We start from the raw sequence: 17,447 nt of genomic DNA on the forward strand, positions 1-17,447 counted from the left end.
TTTAATTTTTTAAAAACCTCTTCCGAATTGGAAGTGAAAATGCCATCCGTCCGGTTTACCGTCTTTAGGTAATACGTCATCCGCGCCGTATGCATAATCGAAACCGATCATTCCGATAGGTTGGATCAATAACCGCGCGCCTATACCGTAAGAACGTTTGAGGTCGAAGAAATCTGTTTCTTTCAAATTACGAAAAACATTGCCACCTTCAACGAAGGATAAAAAATAAATCGGCATCGGATTGATGGTAGCTGCAAACCGAAGTTCCAGAGAATGTTTGCTCATCACTCTTCCGCCTTCTTCCTGACCGAGATTGTTTATCGGGCCTACGCTTCGGTCTTCATATCCGCGTAGCGGAGTTGTTGAAACGTATCCCATCAATGTCCCACCCATATAATAATATTCTATCGGAGGAATTTTCGAATTACCGAAGAAGCCTTCGAGAAATCCTATTGAGGTTGAAGAGAACAAAACAACCCGGCTCGATCCAAACAGCGGAATATACCATTCGGAATTGAAATTCCATTTGTGATAATCTACAGTACCCGGAAGCGGACCGCCAGAAATTTCTGTTGATAGAGCGACACTAGAACCGATTGACGGAAATATCGGGCTGTCTGTGCTGTTTCTTGATAAAATTTGTGTAATGCTAACTTGTTTCGAAACTCCAAGTTCATAATACGGACTTCCACCTGCATCGCGTATATCATTACTCTGGTATCTAAGAGTCCAATCGGCGCGTGAATAATTATCTGGCCAGCTCAACCGCCGGCCAAGCCGTACCGAAATTCCGGTCTGCCGTAAGTCCCACTGAAACCGTTGACGCGAATCGAAGATACTGAAACCCAGAGTGGTTGGACGATCAAATAGCCATGGTTCAGTAAAGCTCAACGAAAAAGTTCTGAACCTCGCTCCTTCGCCGAACTGCCAATCGAAATTTAATATTTGTCCGCCTCCGCCTTCAAGCGGATTTGAAATGGCGAAATTGTTTATGGTGAAACCGAGCGCGCCGGTTACTCCGAACGCTCCGCTGTACCCCACCGATGCGTTTACGTTGTCGTTAGATTTTTCTTCGACTTCGTAAATTAAATCGACCGTTTGATCATCTTCGAGCCGAGTGTCGGGACGAAGTTTCTCGGGATTAAAATAATTCAATTGAGAGAGTTGGCGTAAACTTCTGATAATCAGCGCTCGGCTGAAATAATCTCCCGGTCTTGTGAATAATTCACGGCGAATCACATTCTCGCGCGTTTTTCTGTTCCCGCGCACATCAACCTGTCCGATGCGGAATTGATTACGTTCATAAATCTGAATGTTTATATCCAGGCTATCGGCACCAACGCGTTGAATAGACGGATCAAGATTGAACCTCAAATAACCATCGTCTAAATACAACGAGCCGACATCGGTTTGCTCTTCATTCCCGCGCAGGTTCTTTTCAAATTTATCCTGATCAAACACCATACCTTTCACGAAACCAAGACGTTCCGAAAGAGTTGAAGATGAATAAACTGTGTTTCCTTCCCAAGAGATATTGCGGACTTTATACTGTTCACCTTCGTTTAAATTTATCTGAAGAAATATTTTCTTCTTATCTTCACTGTACCATAAGGAATCTGAAAGAATTTCTGCGTCGATATAACCGCTTTTTTGATAAAACTTTATCAATCGACGTTTATCTTCTTCGTATTTTTTTCTCTCGAACTTAGGTGAAGGGAGAATGAAGTGATACCATTTCTTTTCTTCCGTGTCTTCAAACTCGCTTTTAAGATCGCTGTTTTCGAAAGATTTATTGCCGGTGAAATAAATTTCTTTGATCGTCAGTCTCGGTCCTTCATCAACATGAAGTTTTAAAGTGACTTTATTATTGTTTGATGAATCTTCAATAATCTCCTCGGGTGTGACAGTAGCGAGCAAATGCCCTTCTTCTTCGCAGAGAGATTTGATTTTGCTGATAGCGCTTTGAATATCGGAGGGGGTTAGTATTTGTCCGGTTGTTAGCATGACTTTTTTCTTAATGTCATCTTCACTTAAATCGTCTAAGCCGGTATATTCGAGTTTCCCGAGTCGATTATATTCTTTAACTTTAATCAGGAGATAAACACCTTTTTCGATCTTGTTCTCAATCATGATTTGGACATCCGAAAATATTCTTAATGCCCAAAGCTTTTGAATCGCCTGACGAATTTCATCTCCGGGGATTGAAATCTCATCTCCGATTTTCAGTCCTGAATTACCGATTATCGCGCCGATATCGGTTCCCGTGGATTTTGTGTTTCTTTCAACTGAGATTCCGAGAATGCTGAATTGTTCCGGTTTGGATCGCTGTGAAATACTTTTGTTGTTGAGTAGCAATATTCCGATTAATGCGATGATAAGAACTGAGTATTTTTGCAAAGTATTTTATCCTGATACGTGTTTTAAAATTTTTTTTACGAAATTGAATTCAGAAGATGTTTTTCCTAATTGCTCACTGACCATGCCGAACCGTCGTTCCCTTTTTTGGTAATCGATAATCGCTTCGTACAACTGATTGCGTCTGAAATCGGGCCAGCATACTGTGCTGATGAAAATTTCGGAATAGGCAAGCTGCCAAAGTAAAAAATTACTTATCCGAAATTCTCCGCTTGTTCTGACAAGCAAATCCGGATCCGGAATATTCTGCGTGGTCAAGTGCTTTTCAATTATTTCGCCGGTGATTTGGTCCGGAGATAGATTTCCGGTTTTTATTTCATCGGCAATTTTACGGACCGCTTGAGTGATATCCCAGCGTCCGCTGTAACTTAAAGCTAGATGTAATTGTAAACCGGTGTTGTTAAGAGTTTTCTCTTTCGCATCATTCAATTCATTTCTTACCTCAACAGGCAGTGCTGAAATATCTCCGATCGCATTCACCCGAACATTGTTCTTATGTAATTTATCGGTTTCATCTCTCAGAGCATTCATCAATAACCGCATCAACATTGAGACTTCATCTTTGGGTCGTTTCCAGTTCTCGGTTGAAAAAGCATACAAAGTCAGATGTTGAACACCGAGTTGCCCGCACACTTCTACAATATCTCTAACCGACTCAACGCCTTCTTTATGTCCGGCAACTCTTGGTAGATTTCGCTTCTTCGCCCAGCGTCCGTTTCCATCCATAATTATTGCGATGTGAACGGGTACAGCACCGCTTTGTTTCAGTTGGTTCTGAAGATAATTGTCGTCTATGTTTGATTTTTTAGTCCGACGGGAGATCAAACTTGAAATTTCCTCTGGATTCGATAGTTTGTTGATGATTTGTATTAAAAGTTACGGCATTTTGCATAGAAAGTCAAGAAATCACCGAATATATTTAAATCATACAGATATTAAATAACAGATTGTTTTTCCTTACGAAAAAAGATATATTAATGTGAAATTCAAATATCATTTCAATTATTTTTTATAAAGCAAAGGATTAAACAATGGGTATGCCCAATATGCAAGGGATGATGAAGCAGGTTCAAAAAATGCAGGAGAAGATGGCTCAGGTGCAAGCGGAACTCGAACATAAAACCGTTACGGCTGATTCAGGTGGGGGTATGGTAAAAGTAACAGCAAACGGCCGACAACAAATATCCTCAATTAAAATTGAAAAAGAAGTAATCAACCCCGATGATGCCGATATGTTGGAAGACCTCGTAGTTGCTGCCGTAAACAAGGCACTTGATGAATCGCAGAAGATGGCACAGGAAGAAATGCAGAAAGTTACAGCGGGGATGATACCAAATATTCCGGGTTTAAACTTACCTGGTTTTTAAATCGTAGATTTAATATGGTTTTTTTAATCTCTCTTAAATTAATCCATGCTTTATATCTCTGAATCTCTGAACCAATTGATAGAAGAATTTTCTCAGTTACCCGGTATCGGGAAAAAATCGGCACAGCGACTTGCTTTATATATTTTAAAATTGCCGAAAGAAGATGTGCTGAAAATTTCTCAGGCGCTGGTAAATGTTAAAGAACGAATGCAGTATTGTTCCATTTGTTGTAATTTTACAGAAACCGATCCGTGCGGGATTTGTATCAGTAATAAACGCGAGGTTGATACGATTTGTGTCGTGGCGGAACCGAACGACGTACTTGCCATCGAAAAAACAAGCGAGTATCACGGAGTTTATCATGTCCTCGGCGGATCGCTATCGCCTCTGGAAGGAATTGGACCCGAAGATCTCAAAGTGAAAGAGTTATTGGTTAGAATTCATGCCGACATTCATGAAGTTATACTCGCTCTCAATCCGAACATCGAGGGAGAAGCAACGACAATATATCTTACTCGATTGCTTAAACCGCTCGGTGTAAAGGTGACGCGATTAGCGCGTGGAATTCCGATTGGAGGCGATTTGGAATTCGCAGATGAGGCAACACTTACCAGGGCGCTTGAAGGGAGAGTTGTTGTTTGAAGCTCTGGAAGATTTCACTTCCGTTCTTCATCTTTATTGTCGGCTGCGATTTGTTCACGCCGCGTACGCCGGAGAAACCTGTGTCCGATGGCTCCCTATTCGAACCGCCCGTAACTCCGGAAATTGTTATTGATAATTTAAAGAATGCCATTGTTTCATCAAATGTCGATAATTATATAAGATGTTTTGTTGATACAGCTCTCTCTGCGCAATCGTTCACCTTCGTTCCCTCGGGAAATTTTCAGGGAATCTTCACATCGTGGTCACTGGAAGACGAAAAAAGATATTTCCAGAATTTGGGAAAGCCGCTTTATTCGGTACCGATTCTGCTTTTTACAAATCTCAACTCCGAAAACCGAACTTCATCATCAGCGGAATTCACCGCGAATTATCTGCTGATTTATCCTCACCAACGCGCGAGTGTTACAAAGCAAGTTCAAGGATATATGCATCTGTTTCTTTCGATAAATCAACAACAGCGCTGGTCGATCTATCGATGGGAAGACAGTAAAACCACCACCGATTCTACTTGGAGTTATTTGAAATACAATTTTAATTTTTGAAACACTAACATCAAACAATTATCAAACATATTGTTCATTGTAATCATCACCGTAATGATTTCATTGACAGGAATCAAATGTATAAATCCGTTTGCTCCAAGATTAGATACCGAATCATCGTCACAATCTTGTTCCGATCTCCGGAACCTGGAAAATTTCTTCTGCGCGTTCAGGAATGCCTACGCATTTAAAGACACAAATCTTTACGGTTCTCTTATCGATTCAAAATTTACATTCAGTTACCGCGACTACGACCACGGTGTTGACGTAAGCTGGGGAAGAGACGATGAGATGAGGTCGACTTACGGATTGTTTCAGAGTGTGCAATCTATTTCGGTTATATGGAATACACTGATCTCTGCCGATACCGGAGAGACGCGGAGGTCAGTAGTCCGTGGTTTTAATTTGACCGTTACATTCAATCCCGGTGATGTTGAGCGGGTCGACGGTTACGCAAAACTTGTTTTTACCAGGTCAACTGAAGACGACTCATGGAAACTTGTACACTGGCGTGATGAATCGAATTTTTAACTTTGTTTATCTGAAAGGATAAAAAGTGAGTTTAGGGTACATTATTAAAGAAGGAATAGGCGGCTTTCGTCGGGCGAAATTCGCATCGTTCGGATCGATTATTACGATTACCATCTCTTTACTGCTTGTTGGATTTTTTTATGTCGTTTCAACAAATACATCTAAATTAGTAGAAGGTATCAGACAGCGTGTTGAGTTGGAAGCGTTTTTAGAAGAGCCAATTAATCATGCGCGCCTTATTGAAATAGAGCGTCAGTTAAAATCGGTTGAGGGTATCGAGCAGGTACGGTTTATTTCAAAAGATGAAGCGGCAAAAATATTCAAAGAAGAATTCGGCGAAGATATTAACAGTGTTCTGGATTTCAACCCGCTACCATCGTCTTTTAAAATTGTCCTTAAAGAAGGATATCGAACCAGAGAAAAAGCTGAAGAGATTCATAAGAAAATTTTAGAGATTAAAGGTATAGATAACATCGCCTATCGTCGAGAACTTTTAGAATTTTTAGATCAACGAGTTAAGATGCTCTATTCGGTAGGACTTTTATTAGGAACTTTACTCGCCGTTGCCTCAATTTTCCTTGTATCCAATACAATTCGGTTGACAATTTATGCAAAGAGAAAATCTGTTCAAACAATGAAATTGGTTGGGGCATCACGCTTGTTGATTCGTTTGCCATTCGTGATCGAAGGCATTTTACAAGGATTGATCGGAGGTATAATTTCTACCGCGATATTTTATTACCTGTTCACAATGGCTGCAGGATTAGTATCGAATGAATTAGTAGATTTCCTTGAGGTGGATATTTTGTTTTATTTATCAATAATTTCGGGTGGAATATTCCTTGGATTTTTCGGAAGTATTATCTCCGTCAGAAGATTTATTAATGAATCTATCTGAATAATGGGAATTCCGGATCGATTTAAACAAACGCACCTGCAGATGAAAGAATAAATGGCTTGCATCTTTCTATTTCTTTTCCTACATTTTTCAACGTGATAATATCTGTTTCAGACCAATCACACCATCATTTGATTTGTTCTTCGATACCATATTTTTTTAATCATTTTTATACTTATTGAACAATGCGTGTCCTTGTAGATTTTTATAACTCGTCGGTCGGGAAAAAATTGGTAGTGGGTGCAACCGGCATTTTCCTTATCACCTATCTGGTGATTCATCTGTTTGGTAATCTACTAATCTTCCGAAACGACGGAGGCGAAGCGTTTGATACTTATGCCGAAATTCTACCTCAGGTTGTCGTTATTCGCATCATCGAGGTGGGACTTTTTCTGATCTTTATATTTCACATGGTTACTGCAGCGTATACTTGGTTCCTGAACAAGCGCGCCCGGGGTTCCGCATATAAACTTCAGAAAAAAAGTGAAACCAGTAAACTCACGTCACGGACAATGTTCCTGTCGGGAAGTATCGTATTCATTTTTCTTGTTGTGCATATGCGGCAATTCTGGTTCAACTCGCGCTATGAAGCAGGTGCAGAGTATTCTATGTTTGAAGTAGTGAGAGAAACATTCAGCAATCCTGTCTATGGTGTTTTTTATGTTGTTGCGATGTTCCTACTCGGTTTTCATCTTAAACACGGATTCCAATCTGCATGTCAAACTTTCGGTATTCGTACAAAATCTTATTTATCTTTTATAGAAATGATCGGTATAATTATTTGGCTCTTTATTCCGTTGGCTTTTGCAAGTATGCCACTCTATTTTCTTTTATATTTTTGATCGATTTTTATGAGCATATTAAATTCAAAAATTCCTGAAGGTCCCATACAACAAAAATGGGATAACCATAAATTCAACATGAAGCTGGTGAATGCCGCCAATAAACGAAAGTATTCAGTTATAGTTGTCGGGACCGGTTTAGCGGGTGCTTCTGCAGCGGCTTCTCTTGCGGAGCTCGGTTACAATGTGATATCGATGTGTTATCACGAATCTCCAAGGCGGGCGCATAGTATCGCGGCACAGGGCGGCATCAATGCGCCTAAAAATTATAAGAACGACGGCGATAGCATTTGGCGATTGTTCTATGACACGGTAAAGGGCGGTGATTATCGCGCACGTGAAGCAAATGTTTACCGGCTGGCGCAAGTAAGTGGTAACATTATTGATCAATGTGTTGCGCAGGGAGTGCCGTTCGGCCGCGAGTACGGCGGATTATTGGATAACCGATCTTTTGGCGGAGCTCAGGTCTCCCGAACATTTTACGCTCGCGGACAAACCGGACAGCAACTTTTATTGGGTGCGTACAGCGCATTATCGAGACAGATAAAGAAAGGGAGTGTGAAATTTTACGGTCGGCGCGAAATGCTTGACTTGATTAAAATTGATGGTCAAGCCCGCGGAGTGATTGCACGCAATTTAGAGACAGGCGTCCTTGAACCATTCATAGCAGACGCAGTAATACTTGCTACCGGCGGATACGGAAATGTTTTTTATCTTGCCACGCTTGCAAAATATTCTAATGGCACTGCCATCTGGAAAGCGCACAAAAAAGGGGCGTTCTTCGGTAATCCGTGCTTTACTCAGATTCATCCAACATGCATTCCACTATCCAGCGATTATCAATCTAAACTTACTCTTATGAGCGAAAGCTTAAGGAATGATGGACGCATCTGGGTTCCCAAGAAACAGGGTGATAAACGAAATCCAAAAGATATTCCTGAAGCTGAAAGAGATTACTACTTAGAAAGGATGTACCCGTCGTTTGGAAACCTGGTTCCTCGCGACGTTGCATCGCGACGCGCGAAAGAAATGTGCGATAAAAGATTCGGAGTCGGCTCAACCGGTCTTGCAGTCTATCTAGATTTTGCTGATGCAATAAAAAGAAACGGTAAAGCATGGGTAGAGGAGAAGTATGGTAATCTGTTCGATATGTATCATGAGATTACTGCGGAAAACGCTTACGAAACACCGATGAGAATTTATCCCGCAGTCCATTACACGATGGGTGGCCTCTGGGTTGATTATAATTTAATGACAACAATTCCCGGTTTATATACTATCGGGGAAGCTAATTTTTCAGATCATGGCGCAAACCGCCTTGGTGCAAGCGCATTAATGCAAGGACTTGCCGACGGATATTTTGTTATTCCATACACAATCGGCGATTATCTGGCTTCAACAAAATTTCCTTCCGTGAAAAATGATCATCCTGAATTCAAAGAGAGTGAAAAGAGTATTAACGAGACGATCAAACGCCTTCTATCGATCAAGGGAAAGCAAACAGTAGACGAATTACACAAGCGGTTAGGTAAAGTTATGTATGATTATTGCGGGATGGCCCGTAATGAAGCAGGTTTGAAAAAAGCGCTTGAAATAATCCCCCAGCTTCGCGATGAGTTTTACAAAGATGTAATGGTTCCGGGCTCGGCAGATAATTTTAATCCCGAATTAGAAAAGGCGATCCGTGCAGCAGATTATTTTGAAATAGCCGAATTAATGGTAACAGATGCCTTGCACCGGGAGGAATCGTGCGGCGGTCATTTGCGTGAGGAGTACCAAACAGAAGACGGTGAAGCGAAACGGAACGACGAAAAATTTTCATACGTCGCTGCTTGGGAATATAAAGGAAACGGAATGAAATGGGATTTACATAAAGAACCGTTAACTTTTGAGAATGTAAAGCAGGCAACACGTAGTTATAAATAAGATTAATATTTTTTTTGTTAGAAATATTTTTGAAATTTTCCATATTAATTTTGTATTGATATCATATGAATTTTACAATAAAGATCTGGCGGCAAAGCGATAGAAATTCGAGAGGGAAGTTTGTGGAATATAAGACAGTTGATATATCTCCTGATATGTCTTTTCTCGAAATGCTCGATGCAATAAATCGCGATCTTGCCAAGAAGAATGAAGATGTAGTCGCGTTCGATCACGATTGCCGGGAAGGAATTTGCGGCAGTTGCGGTTTATACATAAACGGAAGAGCCCACGGTCCTCAGCGCGGGGTTACGACCTGCGAACTCAGAATGCGCCACTTTGTTGATGGCACTACCATCATCGTAGAACCATGGAGATCGAAAGCGTTTCCTGTGATAAAAGATCTAGTGGTAGACCGTACCGCTTTCGAACGTCTAATTCAAGCCGGTGGTTATATTTCCGTTGATACCGGAGGAGCGCCGGATGCCAGTTCTATTCCGGTGCCGAAAGCGAATGCCGAGGAAGCTATGGACGCTGCCGCATGTATAGGATGCGGAGCGTGTGTGGCAGCATGCAAAAATTCTTCCGCCATGCTTTTCATGAGCGCAAAAGTATCACAATTAGCATTACTGCCTCAAGGCGATCCCGAAAGACGATTAAGAGTTCAACAAATGGTTCGTCAAATGGATAAAGAGGGTTTCGGTTTATGTTCGAATACTTACGCATGTGAAACCGAATGTCCGAAGAAAATTTCCGTTGCTCATATCGCCCGCATGAACCGCGAATTTATACGCGCTAAATTTTTCTGACCGGTATCAGTAATGAATTCCAAACAAAAAGGCGAATTATTAATTCGCCTTTTTTCATGAGGTTTTATCCGGATTAATCAATTTGTTCTTCGATGAATTTTCCCGGTAATGATCGCGACGAGCAACTCATAATCTATCGGTTTAGGTACAAATTCATCAACACCAAGTCGTTTTCCTATCAATAATGTTGTTCGATCCAGCGAACCGGTGATGAATATGAATGGTATTCCTTTTAAAAAAGAGTTACCGCGAATAAAGTTGTATAATTCGAATCCCGCTTCGCCCGATTGAAAATGCGATTCGGATATAATCACATTCGGTGTCGCAATCTTCAGGCAGGAAAGAGCTTCCCCGATATTGTTTGCACCGATAACCGCGAAATGATTAGTTCGCAATGCACTCGTAATATTAAGGAGAGTTTGATCATCCTCATCCACAACAAGAATAGTTCCGCGAATTCTGTTTTTTCTAAATTCTTTGAGGAGATTGCTCTCAATAACAGCGTGATCGACGCGGGAGACTTCGTATTTTTTTCTTAAAGCGTCAACTGCCTCGGTCGTGAACGCAGATAATCCCCCTGTAGCCCAGATACTCTCCAGCGATTCTTTGTATAATAAATTTTTTGTTTCTCTTTCAAACTGCAAACGCTTGCCAGGAGTAACACTGAATTCCTGCTGCATTTTGGCGATTAATGCTTCCTGCGCATCGTTGGGGATACCATCTTTCCAAGATTCCTTTAAGATAGCGCAAAATTTAAGTTCCTTTCCGACATCGGCTGCGGAAACGCCAGGTCTGTTTTGAAGATCAATAAGTTGTTGCTGAAGAGCTTTGGCAAACGAGTTTTGGCTATCGAGTGAAAGTGCTTTACTAATCTGTTCGTTTGCCTTTCTTATGTTTCCTTCTTTAAGGAAATTTTGCGCCGACGATAGAAGATTATTGAGCTGTATGGTTCCTCGTTTAGTGATTAGGTCTCTGTATTTTTTTATCTCTTTGTACATATCATCTTCAAGCCCGACACGCTGAGATAATTGTTTAACCAGAAACTGTATCCTATCCTGAAATGCACGTGCGGTTGTATTTTGAGGATGGATGGCGAATACCTTTTGAAGTAATTCGTCGGCGGCAAGATATCTACCTGTGCGTATATTTTTATCGGCTTCCCGAAGCCATTCTTCAATTTGTGATTTCTGATTTGCATCTAACGAGGCAGTACGGATATCTTCCATCTCATTTCCTTAATTTTGCAGAATTGAATTCAAATGTTTGTCATGTTAGAGATTTCGCATACACACTACATCTAACAAATAATGAGAAACGCTAATATTTCTGAGAAAATATAAAAATAATGAAAACAAGAAACAACTACGAAAAATTTGACTTTTTCAGATTTCTCGCCTATCTTGAAACCGTTTAGATTATAAGAACTATCGATTACAGGTTATCATTGAATCAAAATAAAAATTTCTCCAAATACCGTTTCCCGCTGTTACTAAAAATACTTGCCGGATATGGTCTAATTATCCTTTTTTTCGTGATGGCAAGCATGACGGTCTTATCCGAGCTTTTTCCTGAAGATCAACCTGCATTTCGTACGCTATCATTAATCAGATACCTTGATCGTGTTTTTGAGACCGAGATCGTTGTCGGTGACAAATACATTATTAGTGGCAGCAGCGATGATCAAAGGAAATTCAGTTTAACAAAAAGTGAGTTCGTCAAAACCACTGATTCGCTCAGCCGGATTATTGGTGTCGACACTCTGAGATTGTTGCTTGAAGCGATTAGACGTGAACACGATAAGTACGAATCTATGCTTCTCGATGAAGTCGGCAAAGCGGAGAGGAAAGAGAATGGGTATAAATTCAGTGAAGGACCGGTACAATCAATAACACTTAATGCTATCAGGCAGTGGATAGAAAAATTGAACGATGAGTTCATCCCGATTCTCGACGAAGCAATGACCCGCTACAATAAAAAAATGACCGATGCTGTATCAACGGTCAGATGGGCCATAGCCCTTTGGTTGGTTGTCGGGAGTGCAATTGCGTTCTTACTTGTGCGTATGTTCATCAAACCTATACGCGCGCTTCAACTTGGAACGATGAAGGTGGGTGAGGCGCATTATGAAACAGTTCCGATAACATCAAACGACGAAATTGCCGATTTAACCCGCGCGTTTAATTTGATGAGTGAAAAATTGAAACAACTCGACGATATGAGAATGCAAATGATGTCTGAAATTTCGCACGAGATGCGCACTCCTTTGCAGGTTATCAAAGCAGGGTGTTATTCAATCGTTCATACAAAAGACGGTGTTCCGCTGACCCAGAAGCAAAAGGATGCTGTTGGAATGATTCATCAGGCAACAAACCGAATAAATAATTTCGTAAATTCGTTTCTCGATATCGCCAAGATGGAAGCCGGTTTGATGAAATTTAATTATGAGCAGACCGATCTGATTGACGTGATCACACCATTGATTCAGGAAGCGCAATTGATCGCCCAAACGCGTCAAATCAATTTAGATTTTACTCACGATAAATTCGGCAGCATGATGCTCGACAAAGAACGCATGAGTCAAGTGTTCAGTAATTTGCTATCGAACGCGTTGAAATATACACCGGATGCCGGTACCATCTCGGTTCAGGTAAAAACGGTTCTCACTTCTTTGGCAGAAGGCAAACCGCCATCTGATTGTGTGCGTATCGAAGTAAAAGATTCCGGCGTTGGAATTCCGCAAGCCGACCTCGCCAAATTATTCAATAAATTTTATCAAGCTCAAAATGTACCGTTAGTGAAAGAGAAAGGATCAGGATTGGGACTTGCCTTGGTTAAACACGTATCGGAAGCGCATGGTGGAAAAGTCGGTGTTCAAAGTGAAGTTGGCAAAGGTTCAACATTCACCATACTTCTTCCACTTGTTAAGGTGAACTAAAATTGCATCTTACGCCTGAGTCCATAAAGTTAGTAAGAAATGTTGAAGATCTTTCCCGGCGAAAATTTCAATACTTTAATCAAATATGCCGACTTGTTGATTATGCAAATCAAAAAGATAATCGATCTAAATTCGATGAGTTGATTTTTTTAGCGAAGTTTATTACAAACTCTTGGAATATCTTAGATCGCGCAGGTGTAGAATCACAGGAAACAGAAAAGATCAAATTGGAATTCACAAAAAGTATAGAAACGACCCAAGCAATCATCGGCAATCTTACAGAAGGAGAGGACTCGTTCTCGCGGCTCTGCGAGATTACAACTTCCGAGGATTTTCAGGAATTCAGAATCTTTATACACGAATTGAGTTGGCTGCAAAATTATTATATTGAACGAAAGGCAAAACGGTAGAAAAATGTTGAAAAGTTGGAAAATCGCTCTGGCAATATTATTAATGGCAGCAATTGTTTGGCTTGGCGGAATAAATATCAGGGCTATGGTCGGTTTCGATCTGCTGCAGATGGGTACGCTCGATTTTAAACCGAATATTCATCCTTTCGTTGAACGAGCAGTTTTCAGTTTAATAGCCCAAAGTTCGATGGTCATTTATGTCGCTTATTTGATAGTCTGGATATGCGGAATTGTTTTTCTCAAAACATCACCATTTCGATTGAAAGATAATGGCTGGTTAATGATGACTGCGATTCTCTTTTATCTATTTACACCTGTTGAAATTTACAGTATGATACTCGATTTAAAATTGTGGTACCTGGATCATTTAGGGTCTAATGATCTTGTTGAATTTAGGAAACTTCTCATACATCGCCTTGCCGCCCTTTCAGGAGTGCCGATGATTGCTTTGTTAAGTTATTATACAGCAATTATTATTGCAGTTTTACAACCGATGAAGAAATCTGCTGTTAATTGAACTAGCCATTTAATTTATCAGATTATTTTTTAATGCTATCTAATTTAAATATGAGACACAAAATATATTTGGCCTCGATTTGTGTCATATTTTTCGGAATCGGATTGTTACGGCTGAACGATCTGACAATATATACACCTGATAGCAGCCGCTATCTTATCTTTGCAAATTCTCTTGCTCATGGAAACGGATTTGTAGATAATACACAGCCGGAACCGGATATGTTTTCAGTTCAGGCACCTCTTTATCCGATCATTTTAATTCCCTCTCAACTGATTTTTCCGTTTTCACTTGAAGCCGCAAAAATTTGGACACTTCTCTGGGGCATTCTTGCGATCATATTGTTTTATAGACTCATCCTTACCTTCGGTAATCACGGAGTTGCACTTGGCGCTTCAATAATGTTCGCGTTTAATCCTCTGACTTTTATTTACAGCACCGAAGTTTTATCGGAAGCCCCGTTTCTTTCTTTTCTCTTTATTTCATTCATATGGTTAGATAAAAAAATAGAGAACAAAAAAAATCTAATTATATCTGTTTGGTCAATCGCGGCTGTCGCGCTTTTACGTGAAATCGGTGTTGTACTTGCAGTCGGGGCAGTCATCTCTTGTTTACTGCAGAAAGAATGGAGACGCGCCTTCATAATCGCCGGCGCTGTGGTTTCATTAATGGGGTTGTGGTATCTGAGGAATCATTATTTGATCGGCGATATTCCCGAAGGACAATCGAGCAATTATTCATTACTTGCACAGCATTTTGTTACAACACCCGAAACTCCTTTAATTAACGAAATTGCTTTGCGTGTTTGGCTGAATATCAAATTATATTTTTATCAACTTGGCGGAATGGTAATTTATCCGTTGTTCATTGCTCATCAGTTCAAGCTGCAATTATTATCGTCGGGCATCTATACCGGATTAGTCTCGTTCTTTGCAGGTGCCGGGAAGTTTCTCGTTCTTTTTGTGGTTATACCTTTTGTCGCTAGAGGAATTGTCCTCGATTTTCAGTCATCAACAACTGCGTTGCTGAAATCTATTTTTCTTTTCCTTTATTTATGCACAATATTCCTATATCCTGTTTATGATATCCGATTTCTGATGCCTGTTCTGCCATTGATCATCTATTATTCATGCAGGACAATCATAAAATATAAAAACGACTACACGTATAGAAAAATATTTCAAAATAAATATATAATAACCGCAGTCGTGGTGATATTGCTGTCTCCGAATTTCATTAGTGCGTGGGAAATATTAAAACTTAATACCACCTACCGATCTTCACCGGTTGAATTCTTCAAGAAATATGGCAAAGAGGAACATTGTCCAATCATGTTCACACAGCCATGGTCGATGTTAGGTGAGTGGATTTCAAGAAATTTACCCGACAGCGTGACAATTGCTAGTCCGGCGAAAAATCTCTCAACCGTTATTGGAAATAGAAAAATGATCGAAATCGATCAAGGTGTGGTCCAGCCGGTGTTCGAGACGTTACTGCGCGATAATAATGTCGGGTATATACTTTCGCCAAGCCGCGGACAAGATTTAAAAATATTTCATTTCCTGATGCTTGAATCGAAAAGGTTATGGTTCGAAAAGGTATATTCGGTCGGAAATTTATATTTATATAAAATTCACTCCAGATTTCGCGAGCCGGCAACTTCCGGTGCAGTGCTCACTTATTCAAGCGATTCAACAACTGTAAATTATTTAGTTGAACAGGGACGCGCCGATATGCTAGACGGTAAATACGATGAAGCACGTTCGATATTTTCACGAGCTCTGGAAATTGATTCATTGCACCCTGCATTGATTTACCAGATGATTGTATGCAGATCTCTTGCGTGCGATTCTGTGGATGCAATGAAACATTATAATACGCTTTATAAATTACCGCAGTCTCTCGGTTTTATTTTTCAATCCCGCCTTCATCTGCAAGCAATGGAACAAGTATTGAATACCAGAATTGAAAAATTTGAACTAAGCAGAGGAGTTGAATCATTCAAAACCGCATCCCTTTACTGGAAATTGGGTTATCCGCGCCGTGCGCAAGAAATTCTTGATGACTATCTTAAAAGCGATTCGACATATTTTGTCGGTTTGCTTTGGGGTATACATTTCAATCTTCAGAATGGAGATACGGCTCATGCAAAGAAATATTTAGCGACACTTAAGAATATCGACCAAAAAAATCAAGTTGTATCTGCCTTCGATACGATCTTCAATTTGTACGATTCACTGGCGATGATTGAATCAGTCACGGAGAAGAGTGAATTATATTTCAACATCGGTGAGCAATATAAACGAATCGAGTTGTTTGAAGAGGCGATTGATCAGTTCGAGCGGGCTGTTTATTATGATCCACGGAATGAGCCTGCGTTTCTCTCTCTTGGACAGGTATTCGAAACAAAATCAAAATTTAGAGTTGCAAATAAAGTATATCGAAACGCTTTGGAGATAAATCCTACCAATTTTGCGTTGCAAAATCATATAGATTCTCTTGAATTAAAAATAAAAAGATAATCTGAATCATATCTTTTTTAACAAAGGTATTAGTTCCGATCTGGAAATCATTTGTATATCGAATAGAAAATCGTTATTTTTTCCTCATCAAAAGAAAGATTTCTTTAAACGAGAAAATGAATTATTCACATTTAGTAACCGAGTTGGAACAGCTCGCCAAACAGTTAGGCATAAATATAAGGTACGAGAAAGGTGACTTCGAGGGTGGATTTTGCGTATTGAAAGATCAAAAGGTTGTTGTGGTCAACAAGCGTTTACTCGATTCACGAAAAGCCAGCGCTCTTGCACTGGCTCTCAACGATTATGGAGTTGAGTTGAAAGGTATCAGCGATAAACTACGTATCTTTGTTGAAGATGAAGCGGCTAAACTTCGCAGATCGGATCGGACACAATGATAAAAGCTGTCGTCTTCGATCTTGACAATACGCTCGTAGATTTCATGGCAATGAAGCGACAAGCAATAGAAGCGGCGATTCATGCTATGATAGATGCCGGTTTAAATATTCCCCAGGAAGAGGTGCAGTCGCGAATCGATACGATTTACAAAGAAAGGGGAATGGAATTCCAAAGTGTTTTCGATCAGCTTTTGTACGATGTCTTTAACAAAGTCGATTATAAAATCCTTTCTGCAGGCATTATCGCTTACCGGCGCGCACGCGAAGCGGCTCTTGTTCCATATCCCCACGTTTATCTCACGCTGGTAGAATTATTAAAACGGAGTATCAAACTCGCGGTAGTTTCGGATGCGCCAGCGCGTGAAGCATGGTTGAGATTATGCTACTTAAACTTCCATCACATATTTGATGCGGTTGTCACCTTCGATGATACGGGTGAACGTAAACCCAAACCGGAACCTTTTAGAAAAGCTCTTGAAAGATTGAATGTTAAACCTGAAGATTCGCTGATGGTTGGCGACTGGGCAGAGCGTGACATGATCGGCGCGGCGAATATTGGGATGAAAACTGTCTTTGCCCGCTATGGCGACACATTCGGTACGATTGAAACACACGCTGATTTTGAGATCAACGACATAAAAGATTTACTGCTTATAGTCGACGAGGAGAACGGATAAA

Annotated in this window: 17 protein-coding genes; 14 read left to right on the plus strand and 3 right to left on the minus strand. The window is 40.4% G+C overall.

All coding sequences use genetic code 11. The annotated features are described in order from the left end of the window. Positions 1 to 9: 9 nt before the first annotated feature. A complete protein-coding gene (gene bamA / locus HZB59_01465) occupies positions 10 to 2,397 on the minus strand; it encodes an outer membrane protein assembly factor BamA (GenBank protein MBI5020083.1) in 2,388 nt (795 codons plus the stop codon). 6 nt (positions 2,398 to 2,403) lie between these two features. Next, positions 2,404 to 3,240, minus strand: coding sequence for an isoprenyl transferase (locus tag HZB59_01470; protein MBI5020084.1), 837 nt, complete (start codon positions 3,238 to 3,240; stop codon positions 2,404 to 2,406). A gap of 212 nt (positions 3,241 to 3,452) precedes the next feature. Here HZB59_01470 and HZB59_01475 point away from each other — a divergent pair, with 212 nt between their 5' ends. The 8 genes from HZB59_01475 (at position 3,453) to HZB59_01510 (ending at position 9,990) form a co-directional block, all read left to right on the plus strand. After that, positions 3,453 to 3,782 (plus strand): YbaB/EbfC family nucleoid-associated protein, encoded by a 330-nt coding sequence (locus HZB59_01475; protein ID MBI5020085.1) that lies wholly within the window; start codon positions 3,453 to 3,455, stop codon positions 3,780 to 3,782. A gap of 45 nt (positions 3,783 to 3,827) precedes the next feature. Next, entirely contained in the window at positions 3,828 to 4,424 is a 597-nt protein-coding gene (gene recR / locus HZB59_01480; protein MBI5020086.1) for a recombination protein RecR, read from the plus strand. Next, positions 4,421 to 4,987, plus strand: coding sequence for a hypothetical protein (locus tag HZB59_01485; GenBank protein ID MBI5020087.1), 567 nt, complete (start codon positions 4,421 to 4,423; stop codon positions 4,985 to 4,987). The genes recR and HZB59_01485 overlap by 4 nt, the downstream gene beginning before the upstream one ends. Positions 4,988 to 5,041: 54 nt before the next feature. Beyond that, complete coding sequence (locus HZB59_01490) at positions 5,042 to 5,518, plus strand: hypothetical protein (GenBank protein MBI5020088.1); 477 nt, start codon at positions 5,042 to 5,044, stop codon at positions 5,516 to 5,518. Positions 5,519 to 5,543: 25 nt separating this feature from the next. Next, the gene (locus HZB59_01495; protein MBI5020089.1) at positions 5,544 to 6,416 is read left to right on the plus strand and encodes an ABC transporter permease; all 873 of its coding nucleotides are present in this window, start codon (positions 5,544 to 5,546) and stop codon (positions 6,414 to 6,416) included. A gap of 185 nt (positions 6,417 to 6,601) precedes the next feature. Beyond that, positions 6,602 to 7,258: a succinate dehydrogenase cytochrome b subunit gene (locus HZB59_01500; GenBank protein ID MBI5020090.1), complete on the plus strand. Its 657-nt coding sequence runs from the start codon at positions 6,602 to 6,604 to the stop codon at positions 7,256 to 7,258. A gap of 9 nt (positions 7,259 to 7,267) precedes the next feature. After that, a complete protein-coding gene (locus HZB59_01505) occupies positions 7,268 to 9,184 on the plus strand; it encodes a fumarate reductase/succinate dehydrogenase flavoprotein subunit (GenBank protein MBI5020091.1) in 1,917 nt (638 codons plus the stop codon). 65 nt (positions 9,185 to 9,249) lie between these two features. Further along, complete coding sequence (locus tag HZB59_01510) at positions 9,250 to 9,990, plus strand: succinate dehydrogenase/fumarate reductase iron-sulfur subunit (GenBank protein ID MBI5020092.1); 741 nt, start codon at positions 9,250 to 9,252, stop codon at positions 9,988 to 9,990. A gap of 77 nt (positions 9,991 to 10,067) precedes the next feature. Here HZB59_01510 and HZB59_01515 read toward each other — a convergent pair whose 3' ends face one another. Then, positions 10,068 to 11,216, minus strand: coding sequence for a response regulator (locus tag HZB59_01515; protein ID MBI5020093.1), 1,149 nt, complete (start codon positions 11,214 to 11,216; stop codon positions 10,068 to 10,070). Positions 11,217 to 11,434: 218 nt separating this feature from the next. Between HZB59_01515 and HZB59_01520 the strand changes: the two genes are divergently transcribed. The 6 genes from HZB59_01520 (at position 11,435) to HZB59_01545 (ending at position 17,446) form a co-directional block, all read left to right on the plus strand. After that, positions 11,435 to 12,925 carry a HAMP domain-containing histidine kinase gene (locus HZB59_01520; GenBank protein ID MBI5020094.1) on the plus strand — a complete coding sequence of 497 codons (1,491 nt, stop codon included), beginning with the start codon at positions 11,435 to 11,437 and terminating at the stop codon, positions 12,923 to 12,925. Positions 12,926 to 12,927: 2 nt separating this feature from the next. After that, positions 12,928 to 13,335 carry a hypothetical protein gene (locus tag HZB59_01525; GenBank protein ID MBI5020095.1) on the plus strand — a complete coding sequence of 136 codons (408 nt, stop codon included), beginning with the start codon at positions 12,928 to 12,930 and terminating at the stop codon, positions 13,333 to 13,335. A 4-nt stretch (positions 13,336 to 13,339) separates the two neighbouring features. After that, a complete protein-coding gene (locus HZB59_01530) occupies positions 13,340 to 13,852 on the plus strand; it encodes a hypothetical protein (protein MBI5020096.1) in 513 nt (170 codons plus the stop codon). 50 nt (positions 13,853 to 13,902) lie between these two features. After that, a complete protein-coding gene (locus HZB59_01535; GenBank protein MBI5020097.1) occupies positions 13,903 to 16,374 on the plus strand; it encodes a glycosyltransferase family 39 protein in 2,472 nt (823 codons plus the stop codon). Between the two features lie 116 nt (positions 16,375 to 16,490). Further along, complete coding sequence (locus HZB59_01540) at positions 16,491 to 16,769, plus strand: hypothetical protein (GenBank protein MBI5020098.1); 279 nt, start codon at positions 16,491 to 16,493, stop codon at positions 16,767 to 16,769. Next, positions 16,766 to 17,446: a TIGR02253 family HAD-type hydrolase gene (locus HZB59_01545; protein ID MBI5020099.1), complete on the plus strand. Its 681-nt coding sequence runs from the start codon at positions 16,766 to 16,768 to the stop codon at positions 17,444 to 17,446. The genes HZB59_01540 and HZB59_01545 overlap by 4 nt, the downstream gene beginning before the upstream one ends. Position 17,447: the final 1 nt, after the last annotated feature.

The sequence above is a fragment of the Ignavibacteriales bacterium genome (genome assembly GCA_016214905.1).
Taxonomy (GTDB): domain Bacteria; phylum Bacteroidota; class Ignavibacteria; order UBA10030; family SZUA-254; genus PNNN01.

Coding starts and splice junctions, on each gene's coding strand:
- HZB59_01500 (MBI5020090.1), top strand. CDS start 6,602: ATGCGTGTCCTTGTAGATTTTTATAACTCGTCGGTCGGGAAAAAATTG.
- HZB59_01490 (MBI5020088.1), top strand. CDS start 5,042: ATGATTTCATTGACAGGAATCAAATGTATAAATCCGTTTGCTCCAAGA.
- HZB59_01475 (MBI5020085.1), top strand. CDS start 3,453: ATGCCCAATATGCAAGGGATGATGAAGCAGGTTCAAAAAATGCAGGAG.
- HZB59_01535 (MBI5020097.1), top strand. CDS start 13,903: ATGAGACACAAAATATATTTGGCCTCGATTTGTGTCATATTTTTCGGA.
- HZB59_01505 (MBI5020091.1), top strand. CDS start 7,268: ATGAGCATATTAAATTCAAAAATTCCTGAAGGTCCCATACAACAAAAA.
- recR (MBI5020086.1), top strand. CDS start 3,828: ATGCTTTATATCTCTGAATCTCTGAACCAATTGATAGAAGAATTTTCT.
- HZB59_01540 (MBI5020098.1), top strand. CDS start 16,491: ATGAATTATTCACATTTAGTAACCGAGTTGGAACAGCTCGCCAAACAG.
- HZB59_01515 (MBI5020093.1), bottom strand. CDS start 11,216: ATGGAAGATATCCGTACTGCCTCGTTAGATGCAAATCAGAAATCACAA.
- HZB59_01545 (MBI5020099.1), top strand. CDS start 16,766: ATGATAAAAGCTGTCGTCTTCGATCTTGACAATACGCTCGTAGATTTC.
- HZB59_01530 (MBI5020096.1), top strand. CDS start 13,340: ATGTTGAAAAGTTGGAAAATCGCTCTGGCAATATTATTAATGGCAGCA.
- HZB59_01510 (MBI5020092.1), top strand. CDS start 9,250: ATGAATTTTACAATAAAGATCTGGCGGCAAAGCGATAGAAATTCGAGA.